Below are 15113 nucleotides of genomic sequence, written 5' to 3' on the forward strand. Positions count from 1 at the left end.
AATTGTCTGTTGATTCTGTTGATATATTTTATATATTTGATTTTTCCTCCTAGAAATTTAATAATCAATCTTTTAAATAGATTAATAGCAGATTTTTTGATTAATAGCATTTTCAAAAATCAAGGTATCCTAACTATGCCTTTTATTTTTTAATTGCCCAATCCAAATTTACTGGTGTGCGACTTATTTATATGTTCATGTAAATGAATTTATTAATTAAATCAAATGCTATGCTATTATTCTACGTTACCAAAAACGGTAGACTCGAGAGGTCTATTATGAATCTGATTTGTTGTGCGTTAGTTTTGTTCTTTTCTGTCCAGTCAAGTCCAGAACTTTTTGCACAAAATGACACACCTTGTGAAGGTGCACAGAGGTGGACAAGAGGAGCTTCTTGGAATCAAAATGGATCCATTAATGATTCTAATCAAGCACCCTCTCCCAACGGTATCATACGTTGCGGGAGTTCTGCTGAAACTCAGTCGCAACTCGTCCCCTTTAATAATTCAGTTTATAATTCCAGTCAATTCGCCATTAATGTTGAAGGCTCAAATGCCTGTATAGATCCAAGTAATGGTCAGCCTGTCAATGTTAAAAATCCTACTAATGGGCAACCTATCATTTGGTTGAATTTTGACGTAAGACCTAAAGCGGGCAGCTTTGAAATTCAATTGAACGATAATTCAGGCGATAAAGTAGGGTGGGCACTTTATGTTTCTAATGTTCATCAAACAGGAACTACTTTAGCTGCCAATGGAAATATATTGAGTGGCGATTGTTCCAATTTAACAAAAGTAGCATGTGGTGTTGAAAGTTCAAGTATGTGGAATACCATACCCATTGATGGGGCCGATTTTATTGAAGCTACCAATTTCTACCTCGCCATTTGGGATCAAAATGCAGATGGCAATTTATCTATTAATAATTTTAAAGCACGGTATGGCTGTGGTGATGCAGATTTTGAAACCTGCTCATTAAGTAGTGGGACACCAGAAGAAGTGTGTAATAATGACGGCACTTTTACTATTAATGTGCCGATAGAAGGAATTAATGGAGAATATATTGGATATGACGCTAATGCTAAAAATGGCGGCTTATCAAATAGAGTTTGTTTGACCAATTCCGGTGAAGCAGGGAGTACGTCAGGTGTCATTTCCTTAACCTACGATCAAGGGGTTGATTATAATATTCAAATTTTTGAAACGACTAATTCTAACCCACCAACACCTGTAATACCAAGTGCAGGTTGTGATCATCCAGATCCTTATCCTGGAGATCCTAATAATGGAAACGCAGATAGTTGTGTGGCAACAGTTACCGGTACGGCACCGGAGTGTTGCGTAGCACCTACATTAGTAACAGCTAACGGCTCGGTGTGTGCAGAATCGCAATCTGATATTGACTTAACGACGTTGGTTACTTCTAATGGAATTGTCAGTTTTCATGAAACTCAAGCTGAGGCAAATTCCAAGTCCAATCCAATCAACTCGACAGTAAGTCCACTAGCGCCCAAAACATATTATGTCAGAAGTGAAGTTGATGCATATTGCTTTGTGACAGCTATAATAGAAATCAGTATTGATCCATTACCAACAGTGACCGTTTCGGGCGGCTCCTGGTGTACGGATGCTGGACTTGTTCAAAATATAGCAGGTTCTGGAATGCCTTTGGGCGGTACATACAGTGGAACCGGCGTTACCGACAACGGTGACGGCACGTTCAATTTTGATACCTCAATGGGTACGCAGACGCTGACCTATACCTATAGTGATGGAAATGGCTGTGAAAACTCAGCAACAGCTTCGCTAGAGATCAACGATCTTCCAACAGTGACCGTTTCGGGCGGCTCTTGGTGTACGGATGCTGGACTTGTACAGAACATTGCAGGTTCCGGAATGCCTTTGGGCGGTACCTACAGTGGAACGGGAGTTACCGACAACGGTGACGGCACGTTCAACTTTGATACCTCAATGGGCACGCAGACACTTACCTATACCTATAGTGATGGTAATGGTTGTGAAAACTCAGCAACAGCAAGTCTAGAGATCAATGATCTACCAACGGTGACCGTTTCGGGCGGATCCTGGTGTACAGATGCTGGACTTGTACAGAACATTGCAGGTTCGGGAATGCCTTTGGGCGGTACCTATAGTGGAACCGGCGTTACCGACAATGGTGACGGCACGTTCAACTTTGACACCTCAATGGGCACACAGACGCTGACCTATACCTATTCCGATGGAAATGGTTGTGAAAATTCAGCAACAGCAAGTCTAGAGATCAACGATCTTCCAACAGTGACCGTTTCAGGTGGATCATGGTGTACAGATGCGGGACTTGTACAGAACATTGCAGGTTCTGGAATGCCTTTGGGCGGTACTTATAGTGGAACCGGCGTTACCGACAACGGCGACGGCACGTTCAACTTTGACACCTCAATGGGCACACAGACGCTGACCTATACCTATAGTGATGGAAATGGTTGTGAAAACTCAGCAACAGCTTCTTTAGAGATCAACGATCTTCCAACGGTGACCGTTTCGGGCGGATCCTGGTGTACAGATGCTGGACTTGTGCAAAATATAGCAGGTTCTGGAATGCCATTGGGCGGTACCTATAGTGGAACCGGCGTTACCGACAATGGTGACGGTACGTTCAACTTTGATACCTCAATGGGCACACAGACGCTGACCTATACCTATTCGGACGGAAATGGTTGTGAAAACTCAGCAACAGCTTCGCTAGAGATCAACGATCTTCCAACAGTGACCGTCTCCGGCGGCTCCTGGTGTACAGATGCTGGACTTGTTCAAAATATAGCAGGTTCTGGAATGCCTTTGGGCGGTACTTATAGTGGAACCGGGGTTACCGACAACGGTGACGGTACGTTCAACTTTGACACTTCGATGGGCACGCAGACACTGACCTATACCTATTCCGATGGAAATGGATGTGAAAACTCAGCAACAGCTTCGTTGGAAATCAACGATCTTCCAACGGTGACCGTCTCCGGCGGATCCTGGTGTACAGATGCTGGACTTGTTCAAAATATAGCAGGTTCTGGAATGCCTTTGGGCGGGACTTATAGTGGAACCGGGGTTACCGACAACGGTGACGGTACGTTCAACTTTGATACCTCAATGGGCGCACAGACACTGACCTATACCTATTCCGATGGAAATGGTTGTGAAAACTCAGCAACAGCTTCTTTAGAGATCAACGACCTACCAACAGTGACCGTCTCCGGCGGCTCCTGGTGTACAGATGCGGGACTCGTACAAAATATAGCAGGTTCTGGAATGCCTTTGGGCGGTACCTATAGTGGAACAGGGGTTACCGATAATGGTGACGGTACGTTCAACTTTGATACCTCAATGGGCACACAGACGCTGACCTATACCTATTCCGATGGAAATGGATGTGAAAACTCAGCTACAGCGAGTCTAGAGATCAACGATCTTCCAACAGTAACCGTTTCGGGCGGATCCTGGTGTACGGATGCTGGACTTGTTCAAAATATAGCAGGTTCGGGAATGCCATTGGGCGGTACATACAGTGGAACGGGCGTTACCGACAACGGTGATGGCACGTTCAACTTTGATACCTCAATGGGCACGCAGACGTTGACCTATACCTATAGTGATGGAAATGGTTGTGAAAACTCAGCAACAGCAAGTCTAGAGATCAACGATCTTCCAACAGTGACCGTTTCGGGCGGAGCCTGGTGTACAGATGCTGGACTCGTTCAAAATATAGCAGGTTCTGGAATGCCATTGGGCGGTATCTATAGTGGAACAGGAGTCACCGACAACGGAGATGGCACGTTCAACTTTGATACCTCAATGGGCACGCAGACGTTGACCTATACCTATTCCGATGGAAATGGTTGTGAAAACTCAGCAACAGCTTCGTTAGAGATCAACGATCTTCCAATAGTGACCGTTTCGGGCGGATCCTGGTGTACGGATGCTGGACTTGTACAGAACATTCCAGGTTCGGGTATGCCATTGGGCGGTACATACAGTGGAACCGGCGTTACTGACAACGGTGACGGCACGTTCAACTTTGACACTTCGGTGGGCACGCAGACGTTGACCTATACCTATAGTGATGGAAATGGATGTGAAAACTCCGCAACAGCTTCTTTAGAGATCAATGATCTTCCAACAGTGACCGTCTCCGGCGGCTCATGGTGTGCAGATGCTGGACTTGTTCAGAATATAGCAGGTTCTGGAATGCCAGCAGGCGGTACCTATAGTGGAACAGGCGTTACCGACAATGGTGATGGCACGTTCAACTTTGATACCTCAATGGGCACACAGACACTGACCTATACCTATAGTGATGGCGACGACTGCAGCAACAGTGCAACGGCAACATTGGACGTAAATGCATTGCCAACAGTGACCGTCTCCGGCGGCTCCTGGTGTACGGATGCTGGACTTGTTCAGAATATAGCAGGTTCGGGAATGCCAGCAGGTGGTACCTACAGTGGAACCGGGGTTACCGACAACGGTGACGGCACGTTCAACTTTGATACCTCAATGGGCACGCAGACGCTTACCTATACCTATAGTGATGGAAATGGATGTGAAAACTCAGCAACAGCTTCTTTAGAGATCAACGATCTTCCAACAGTGACCGTTTCGGGTGGCTCTTGGTGTACAGATGCTGGAATTGTTCAAAATATAGCAGGTTCCGGTATGCCAGCAGGCGGTACCTATAGTGGAACAGGAGTTACCGACAACGGTGACGGCACGTTCAACTTTGATACTTCAATGGGCACGCAGACGCTGACCTATACCTATAGTGATGGCGATAACTGTAGCAACAGTGCAATGGCAACCTTGGACGTAAATCCATTGCCAACAGTGACCGTTTCGGGTGGCTCTTGGTGTACAGATGCTGGACTTGTTCAAAATATAGCAGGTTCTGGAATGCCAGCAGGTGGTACCTATAGTGGAACCGGCGTTACCGACAACGGTGACGGTACGTTCAACTTTGATACCTCAATGGGCACACAGACGCTTACCTATACCTATTCGGATGGTAATGGTTGTGAAAACTCAGCTACAGCGAGTTTAGAGATCAACGATCTTCCAACAGTGACCGTTTCGGGCGGATCCTGGTGTACAGATGCTGGACTTGTTCAAAATATAGCAGGTTCGGGTATGCCATTGGGCGGTACCTATAGTGGAACCGGCGTTACCGACAATGGTGACGGTACGTTCAACTTTGATACCTCAATGGGCACGCAGACACTGACCTATACCTATAGTGATGGCGATGACTGCAGCAACAGTGCAACAGCAACATTGGACGTAAATCCATTGCCAACAGTGACCGTTTCGGGTGGCTCTTGGTGTACAGATGCTGGACTCGTTCAAAATATAGCAGGTTCAGGAATGCCAGTAGGTGGTATCTACAGTGGAACCGGCGTTACCGACAACGGTGACGGCACGTTCAACTTTGATACCTCAATGGGCACGCAGACGTTGACCTATACCTATTCCGATGGAAATGGTTGTGAAAACTCAGCAACAGCTTCGTTAGAGATCAATGATCTTCCAATAGTGACCGTTTCGGGCGGCTCTTGGTGTACGGATGCTGGACTTGTGCAGAACATTGCAGGTTCAGGAATGCCAGCAGGTGGTACTTATAGTGGAACCGGGGTTACCGACAATGGTGACGGCACGTTCAACTTTGATACCTCAATGGGCACACAGACACTGACCTATAGCTATTCCGATGGAAATGGATGTGAAAACTCAGCAACAGCTTCGCTAGAGATCAACGATCTTCCAACAGTGACCGTCTCCGGCGGATCCTGGTGTACTGATGCTGGACTTGTACAGAACATTGCAGGTTCTGGAATGCCATTGGGCGGTACCTATAGTGGAACAGGGGTTACCGATAATGGTGACGGTACGTTCAACTTTGATACCTCAATGGGCACACAGACACTGACCTATACCTATTCCGATGGAAATGGATGTGAAAACTCAGCTACAGCGATTCTAGAGATCAACGATCTTCCAACAGTAACCGTTTCGGGTGGCTCTTGGTGTACAGATGCTGGACTTGTACAGAACATTGCAGGTTCTGGAATGCCTTTGGGCGGTACCTACAGTGGAACGGGCGTTACAGACAATGGTGACGGCACGTTCAACTTTGATACTTCGGTGGGCACGCAAACGCTGACCTATACCTATAGTGATGGCGATAACTGCAGCAACAGTGCAACGGCAACATTGGACGTAAATGCATTGCCAACAGTGACCGTTTCCGGCGGATCCTGGTGTACTGATGCTGGACTTGTACAGAACATTGCAGGTTCTGGAATGCCTTTGGGCGGTACCTATAGTGGAACCGGCGTTACCGACAATGGTGACGGCACGTTCAACTTTGACACCTCAATGGGCACGCAGACACTGACCTATACCTATTCGGACGGAAATGGTTGTGAAAACTCAGCAACAGCTTCTTTAGAGATCAACGACCTTCCAACAGTGACCGTTTCGGGCGGATCCTGGTGTACGGATGCTGGACTTGTACAGAACATTGCAGGTTCTGGAATGCCATTGGGCGGTACCTATAGTGGAACAGGGGTTACCGATAATGGTGACGGTACGTTCAACTTTGATACCTCAATGGGCACACAGACGCTGACTTATACCTATTCCGATGGAAATGGATGTGAAAACTCAGCTACAGCGATTCTAGAGATCAACGATCTTCCAACAGTAACCGTCTCGGGCGGCTCTTGGTGTACGGATGCTGGACTTGTTCAAAATATAGCAGGTTCAGGAATGCCATTGGGCGGTACCTATAGTGGAACAGGGGTTACCGACAATGGTGACGGTACGTTCAACTTTGATACCTCAATGGGCACACAGACGCTGACCTATACCTATAGTGATGGCGATAACTGCAGCAACAGTGCAACGGCAACATTGGACGTAAATGCATTGCCAACAGTGACCGTTTCGGGCGGCTCTTGGTGTACGGATGCTGGACTTGTACAGAACATTCCAGGTTCGGGTATGCCTTTGGGCGGTACATACAGTGGAACCGGCGTTACCGACAACGGCGACGGTACGTTCAACTTTGATACTTCGGTGGGCACACAGACACTGACCTATACCTATTCCGATGGAAATGGTTGTGAAAACTCAGCAACAGCTTCGTTAAAGATCAACGATCTTCCAACAGTGACCGTCTCCGGCGGCTCCTGGTGTACAGATGCTGGACTTGTACAAAATATAGCAGGTTCAGGAATGCCATTGGGCGGTACCTATAGTGGAACAGGAGTTACCGACAATGGCGACGGCACGTTCAACTTTGACACCTCAATGGGCACGCAGACGTTGACCTATAGCTATAGTGATGGCGATAACTGCAGCAACAGTGCAACGGCAAGATTGGAGGTGAATCCATTGCCAACAGTTACAATTACACCATTGGAACCAGTATGTATTGAGAATGGACTAGTTCAAATTATGGCAAGTCCATCGGGTGGAACATTTAGTGGTTCTGCTGCGATTAATCCAATTACAGGTTTATTTGATCCGATGATTGCTGGTAACGGTACACATACAGTGACTTACACTTATAATAGTTCAAATGGTTGTGAAGGAAAGGCAACAATTGATATTTCAGTAATTACCTGCCAAGCAGAACCGGAATGCGACACTGTATTTGCTTACAATAGTGAAACCTCCACGTGTTTCTCAGAAATTTCAGAGCTTAAAAACAACAATCGTTGGGGCTGGACAAATGAGATTACTGCACCAGGTACTTATAATTTCACCTTATATGGTGGCGCAGCACACTGCGATATCGATAAAGGTCATAATTATGGCAATGCGAGAGTGGTTTATGCTGACAATGGCGATGTGACAGTCTATTATGAAATGACTGGAGGCAGCGTGTTAAGTGAAGCCCATGTGTATATTGGATGTACGCCTGTACCAATGGTAACAAAAGGTAAGAAAACCCAAGCTACAGTAGCGCCAGGTCAATACAACTTTAATCCTAACTTAGGTGGTGGTGTTCAAAACTATCAAGTTGGACCAGTTAATGTGTCTGGTGGTTCATTCTATCTTATTGTTCATGGTGTAGCTTGTTCTTCAGGAGTTGTAGATGGTAATGAGAATGGCATATCGTTTAATAAACGAGCCTCTGTGAAATGCGCAACGCCAAGTATGGCATCTGTGGACAGCAATGTAAGTCTGCAAAAATCTGGAGATATCCTAATTTCACCAAACCCATTTGTTGATAAAGTGGATGTATCATATAAATATGATTATGATACTGATGTTTCAATCGAGATTAGAGATATTAGAGGTCTGTTAATTGATTCTTACATAAACAATTCCTATAAGAAAGGTCAAAAGGTCAAAGTGAAATTTGATTTGACTAAAGCTGTAAAACATATGTTATTTGTACAGTTTACCACTAATAAGGGGGTTGAAATTAAGAAAGTAATTTCCTCTGATGCCAAACGATAATTAATCTAATAACTTAAAACAAAAGCGACCATCTAAAAAATGGTCGCTTTTTATTTATACCAAATCGTTTAGAAGTGTTTTGTTGACCACATGTCCACCTTCAAAAGGAGTGATTTGTAAATTGCAATGCCCAAATAATTCAAAAGCTCTATTTTTTTCTGAGACGAGACGATCTTCATCCAAATACTCATCAGAAGTCCCATAAATTAAAGAGACTTTGGTATTTGAATTTAAAAATTGAAAATCTGTAGCAACAAGTTCTTTTGGAATTCCGCCCGACATCATTACAATTTGAGCACATTTTAATTGCCTTTTTGCAATGTATCGTAAGGCTACTGATACGCCTTGGGAATATCCTAAAACGATTAAATTTAAATCTTTGGAGATAGCTTCAGCCTCAAAGACGGCGTCAAAATACCGGAGTACATTTTCTGTTTCTTTTACGGTATTTTCCTTGGTCAACCAACTTGCACCAACATGCCTAAATTTTGGTGGCGTATAATATTTACTTGGTGCTTGTGGGGCAATGATAAAGTTCTCCTCAGGATTTAAATCGGTAAAATATTTTAGAAAATACCGACTCAAATAACCCATGCCATGACACACAAACCAAACATTTTTAGTCTTATCCGATATCTTATTTAAGGTGGAGTAGGTGTTTGTAGTTTGGTATGCTATTTCTTTTTCGTTTGAAGTCATGCTGCTTATTTATCTTAAGTGTAAAGGTAATGAGAACTAAATAGAATCATAAAATTTTTGAATTTCTATAATGACAGCTACCCATTCATATGAATATTGGTCACATCTCATATTGTTTTGTACCTTTACCTTTGGTTTAAAAAACATGAAATATCTATGCAATTAACTAAAGAAGATTTATTGGCTAAAGCAAATGCAGCCAGTAAAAACACACTGATGGAAACACTCAATATTGAAATGATTGATTATGGTCCTGATTTTTTAGTCGCTAAAATGCCGGTCAATTCTAGAGTTTACCAACCAGATGGAGTGCTTCATGGTGGTGCTACTGCTGCTCTCGCGGAAAGCGTAGGAAGCTTTGCGTCTCATATTTTTTTAGATACAGAACATTTATTTGTGCGCGGACTTGAAATTACAGCCAACCATTTAAAATCTGTAAAAGAGGGCCATGTGTATGCCAAAGCAACGTTTCTTCACAAAGGGCGAACTACACAGCTATTAGACATCAGAATTACGGACGACCATGATAATTTAGTGTCCATTTGTAGATTATCGACCATCACGCTGCCTAAAAATAAATAGAATGCTTGCAGACGACTTTTTTGAGCAAATAGAAGTGCAGTTTGAACAGGAATTGCCTTTTGTTGCCTACAAAAAACCAGATACATTAGTTGTAAAAGGCGTGCTTCAAAAGGATAAGGAGCTTCATTATTCTCGTGATTTTACCGAAAGCGGATTTGTTTTTGCACCATTCGACGCAGAAAACGATGCGTTTTTACTTCCTTTTGAAAACGCTGCAATTATTACCCATGATTTTGTAAAGACGGAAGATTTGGAATTGTCGCAAAATTCAATCCAGAGTATTAGCACTCAGAAGGACTTTCATGTCAACCTTGTTCAGAAAGGAATCGATGCCATTGCTAAGGATTATTTTAAAAAAGTAGTGCTGTCGCGTCGTGAAGCTGTCGAAACGTCAGATAATAATCCAATTCATTTATTTAAAAAATTATTGAATACCTATCCAACAGCCTTTGTGTATTGTTGGTACCATCCAAAAGTGGGATTATGGTTGGGCGCCACTCCTGAAACCTTATTGAGCATCAGAGGTAACCGCTTAAAAACGATGTCATTGGCAGGAACGCAAGCCTATAAAGGGAAAACAGCCGTTGTTTGGAAAGAAAAAGAGAAAGAGGAACAGCAAATTGTCACTGATTTTATCGTAGATAGTTTACGTGATTCTGTTGGCCAAGTGGATTCTAATACTCAACATATTGAGGTTTCAGAGCAACATACCGTAAGAGCTGGTAATTTATGGCATCTAAAAACGGACATCCAACTTAATTTAACTCCCGGAACTAAAACCCTAAAACCTATTATAGACGCGTTGCATCCAACCCCTGCAGTTTGTGGGTTTCCAAAAGATGAAGCCAAAGCTTTTATTCTAGAGCATGAAGGTTATCCACGGGAGTTCTATGCTGGATTTTTAGGCGAATTGAACCTCAAAGAAACCATCACCAGAAACACCAACAGACGTAACGTTGAGAATAATGCCTACGGAGTTTCAAAAACTGTTTCTAATCTGTATGTGAATTTGCGTTGCATGCAAATTAAAGATGAAAAGGTTCATATTTATGTTGGTGGAGGAATCACCAGAGATTCCGATGCAGAACAAGAATGGGAGGAAACGGTTCATAAATCTCAAATTATAAAACGCGTGCTTTTGTAGAAAAGATAGTGTAGAGGTATTGAAATAAATTAATAGGATGCTTTAAATAACAATCTCAATAATTTCAATCCTATTAAGCATCATCGATTTTCATCTTAAACCATCAATTTTTCAATCTAAATAGCTTCATTTAGCGCACCTAATTTTGTATTTTTGTTTCAAGATTAGCTATGAATGAAATATCCTAAAATTCCCCTTGCACAAACCGTAATTCAGCTTTGTAAAGCAAAAAACATTAAACATATTGTTATTTCTCCAGGAAGTAGAAATGCACCGCTGACCATTGGGTTTACCAATGATCCGTTTTTTAAATGCTACAGTATTGTAGATGAGCGTTGTGCGGCGTTTTTTGCTTTAGGAATTGCGCAACAAATAGAAGCGCCTGTTCTGGTAGCTTGTACTTCTGGTAGTGCGCTGCTTAACTATTATCCGGCTGTAGCGGAAGCGTTTTACAGTGAAATTCCATTAATTGTTCTTTCTGCTGATCGACCAAAACACCTTCAAAATATTGGTGATGGACAAACCATCAATCAGAAGAATGTTTTTGAGAATCACATTTTACATTCTGCCAATTTAAAGCTGGATTTAAAAGATGAATTGAATATTCCCGTCACTGAAGACATTCCTATTTTCAAGAATTTAGAAGATAAATTGGAACGCTTATTAGGGTTGCAAAAGGATATTCAAAAACATAATGAGCAAGAGTTGAATGACGCCCTTAACAAGGCTGTTATTAAAAAAGGCCCGGTGCACATTAACGTGCCATTTGACGAGCCTTTATATGATATGGTTGATGCTTTAAAGGTGGCCCCAAAAAATATTCCTATTGAACTGGATGAACCCAAAATAGATACTTATATTTTAGATCAATGTTTGAATGATTGGCGTAAAGCCAAGCGAAAAATGATTTTGGTAGGGGAGTATGCACCTAACAAGATTGATCAAAAGTGGTTAAATTTATTGGCGAAAGATGAAAGTGTTATCGTACTTACTGAAACCACTTCAAATTTAGATCATGGTACCTTTATTACAAGTATCGATAAGCTCATTGCGCCACTAAAAAAGGACGATTTCAAAAAATTACAACCTGAAATCCTCATCACGTTTGGTGGAATGATCGTTTCTAAAAAGATAAAAGCATTTTTAAGGGAATATCAACCTAAAGAGCATTGGCATATTAGTGAAACTAGAGCTTACGACACATTTTTCTGTTTAACCCAACATATTAAGGAAACACCAAATTACTTTTTTAGCGAATTCTTACCGAAAGCTAAACAGGTAAAAACCTCCTATAAAAACTATTGGACAGGAATTAAATTGGACCGCGCCAAAAAGCACCTTACGTATGTTGAAGACCTTCCGTTTTCAGATTTTAAAGCGTTCGATATCCTTTTTAAAAACTTGCCAAATGATTCTATTTTACAAGTTGGCAACAGTTCTGCCATTAGGTATGCGCAGTTATTCGACATTCATAAATCAATAGAAGTCTTTTGTAACCGAGGCACGAGTGGGATTGATGGAAGCACATCTACCGCAATTGGCTGTGCTGTGGCCAATAAACGTCCGACGACTTTTATAACGGGAGATTTGAGTTTCTTCTATGATAGTAATGCACTTTGGAACAATTACATTCCGGCATCGTTTAGAATCATCATCATTAATAATGGTGGTGGTGGCATTTTCAGAATTCTTCCGGGACATAAGGATACTGAAAATTTTGATACTTATTTTGAAACCAAGCATACCTTAACAGCACAACATTTGGCTGAAATGTATAATTTTAAATATAAAAGAGTGTCTAGCCAAAGTGATTTGAGCAATGCCTTAAATTCATTTTTCAAGGAAAGTAATCAGCCAAAAATCCTGGAAATCAACACTGCTGGTCAGCCTAATGACGAGATATTGCTCAATTATTTTAAACACGTTAAATAGTTGGCAATAATTTTCACAATTTTTGTGCAAGTATGTTAAATTTTATTATCTTGAAACTTGATTCGAAATAAATTAATAATTAACTATAAAAATTTAGAAATGAGCAAAAGAGATGAATTAATTACCAAATACGCAGCAGACTTAAAAGAAAAATGCGGTGTTAATGCTGATATGGATTTATTGACCAAAGTAGTTATTGGTTGTGGTCCGTCTATTTATAATGCAGATGCATCTACAGTTTCTGGTTCTGATGCTGGTGAATTAGCAACTGTAAAAAACAACTTTTTGATCAAAAAATTAGGGTTGAAAGACAGTGAAGAATTGGATAAAGGCATCGAAGCGGTTATCGAAACTTACGGTAAATCTAACAGAAACAAATATAGAGCTGTAGTGTATTACTTATTGACAAAACATTTCAAAAAAGAATCCGTTTACAAATAAGATTTTAACACTTTAAGTTTAGAAAGCGATACATCTGTACTCTCAGAACTGTATCGCTTTTTTTTTATGTGATAAACACTAATATTCTTACATTTGCATCATGATACATATTGGAGAATTTAACACCCTAGAAATACTACGAGAAGCTGAGCAAGGCCTTTATATTGCGGACACTGAAGGCAATGAAGTGCTGTTGCCAAACAGATATGTTCCTGAAACCTATCAAATTTGGGACAAAATTGAAGTTTTCGTGTATTTAGACAACGAAGAACGCCTTGTTGCTGTAACTGATAGACCTTACATTACGCGTGGCGAATTTGCTATGTTACGTTGTAATCAAGTTACTGGTCATGGTGCTTTTTTAGATTGGGGCCTTGTTAAAGAGCTGTTCTGTCCGTTTAAAGAACAAGCCTTCAAAATGAAAGCTGGCGGTTGGTATTTGGTACATTGTTATTTAGATGAAAAAACCGGACGCTTGGCAGCTTCTAGTAAAACCAATCATTTTCTTGACAATAAAGAATTGACGGTTACCCAATTTGAAGAGGTAGATGTTATCATTTCCCATCCTTCAGAAATTGGTATGAATGTTATTGTCAATAATCGCCATGCGGGATTGATTTTTCAGGATGATATTTATAAGGAATTGAGTATCGGTGACCGTATGAAAGGTATCGTTAAGAAAATCAGACCTGACAATAAACTTGATATCACCTTAGAGCAGATTGGCTATAGAAAAATCGAGCCAAATGCAGATGCCATCATGTATGAGTTGGAAGACAATGGAGGGTATCTCAACTTAACCGATAAGTCAGATCCGGAGGATATTAAAGCGGTTTTACAAATGAGTAAAAAAACCTTTAAAAAAGCCGTCGGAACATTATACAAACAGCGATTAATTGAAATTAAGGACGACGGAATCTACCTTATTTAAATCGTAAAAAAATATACGACATGAGTCAAATTAAGTGGGAAACGGTAAAAGAGTACGAAGATATCACCTATAAAAAATGTAACGGCGTTGCCAGAATTGCATTCAATAGACCTGACGTTAGAAATGCCTTCAGACCTAAAACGACAAGCGAATTATACGATGCATTTTACAATGCTAATGAAGATGTGAACATTGGCGTGGTGTTGTTATCTGCAGAAGGGCCTTCATCTAAAGACGGCGTATATTCATTTTGCAGTGGTGGCGATCAAAAAGCCAGAGGACATCAAGGCTATGTTGGCGAAGATGGTTATCACCGATTGAATATTTTAGAAGTGCAACGTTTAATTAGATTCATGCCTAAGGCCGTTATTGCGGTTGTTCCGGGATGGGCAGTCGGTGGCGGCCACAGTTTACATGTGGTTTGCGATTTGACTTTGGCAAGTAAGGAACATGCCATTTTTAAGCAAACTGATGCTGACGTAACGAGTTTTGACGGAGGTTACGGTTCAGCGTATTTGGCTAAAATGGTAGGTCAGAAGAAAGCTCGAGAAATCTTTTTCTTGGGAAGAAACTATTCTGCACAGGAAGCTTTTGAAATGGGCATGGTCAATGCGGTTATTCCACATGCTGAATTAGAAGATACTGCTTACGAGTGGGCTCAAGAAATATTGGCAAAATCGCCAACCTCTATAAAAATGCTGAAGTTTGCCATGAACATGACTGATGATGGAATGGTTGGCCAGCAAGTTTTTGCAGGCGAAGCTACACGTTTGGCATATATGACTGATGAAGCTACTGAAGGGCGTAACGCCTTTTTGGAAAAAAGGAAGCCTAACTTCGAGAAAAAATGGATTCCATAATCCAATCAGAATCA

General features: G+C 41.7%; 8 protein-coding genes. 7 read left to right on the top strand and 1 reads right to left on the bottom strand.

What is annotated here, in order from left to right:
- Positions 1-230: 230 nt before the first annotated feature.
- Positions 231-8510, top strand: coding sequence for a hypothetical protein (locus tag Q0947_RS01880; RefSeq protein WP_299390649.1), 8280 nt, complete (start codon positions 231-233; stop codon positions 8508-8510).
- Positions 8511-8564: 54 nt separating this feature from the next.
- On the opposite strand, the gene Q0947_RS01885 is transcribed toward Q0947_RS01880, so the two are convergent.
- Complete coding sequence (locus tag Q0947_RS01885) at positions 8565-9209, bottom strand: esterase (RefSeq protein ID WP_299390651.1); 645 nt, start codon at positions 9207-9209, stop codon at positions 8565-8567.
- A 156-nt stretch (positions 9210-9365) separates the two neighbouring features.
- Here Q0947_RS01885 and Q0947_RS01890 point away from each other — a divergent pair, with 156 nt between their 5' ends.
- From Q0947_RS01890 to Q0947_RS01915, 6 genes are all read left to right on the top strand, one after another.
- A complete protein-coding gene (locus tag Q0947_RS01890; protein WP_299390653.1) occupies positions 9366-9791 on the top strand; it encodes a PaaI family thioesterase in 426 nt (141 codons plus the stop codon).
- A 1-nt stretch (position 9792) separates the two neighbouring features.
- Entirely contained in the window at positions 9793-10935 is a 1143-nt protein-coding gene (locus Q0947_RS01895; RefSeq protein WP_299390655.1) for a chorismate-binding protein, read from the top strand.
- Between the two features lie 174 nt (positions 10936-11109).
- Positions 11110-12867, top strand: coding sequence for a 2-succinyl-5-enolpyruvyl-6-hydroxy-3-cyclohexene-1-carboxylate synthase (locus Q0947_RS01900; RefSeq protein WP_299390657.1), 1758 nt, complete (start codon positions 11110-11112; stop codon positions 12865-12867).
- A gap of 99 nt (positions 12868-12966) precedes the next feature.
- Positions 12967-13308: a DUF2853 family protein gene (locus tag Q0947_RS01905; RefSeq protein WP_299390659.1), complete on the top strand. Its 342-nt coding sequence runs from the start codon at positions 12967-12969 to the stop codon at positions 13306-13308.
- A gap of 100 nt (positions 13309-13408) precedes the next feature.
- Positions 13409-14239, top strand: coding sequence for a S1-like domain-containing RNA-binding protein (locus Q0947_RS01910; RefSeq protein WP_299390662.1), 831 nt, complete (start codon positions 13409-13411; stop codon positions 14237-14239).
- 20 nt (positions 14240-14259) lie between these two features.
- The gene (locus tag Q0947_RS01915; RefSeq protein ID WP_299390664.1) at positions 14260-15099 is read left to right on the top strand and encodes a 1,4-dihydroxy-2-naphthoyl-CoA synthase; all 840 of its coding nucleotides are present in this window, start codon (positions 14260-14262) and stop codon (positions 15097-15099) included.
- The last annotated feature ends 14 nt before the right edge of the window (positions 15100-15113 follow it).

This window comes from uncultured Gelidibacter sp. (assembly GCF_947500795.1).
Classification (GTDB): Bacteria; Bacteroidota; Bacteroidia; order Flavobacteriales; family Flavobacteriaceae; genus Gelidibacter.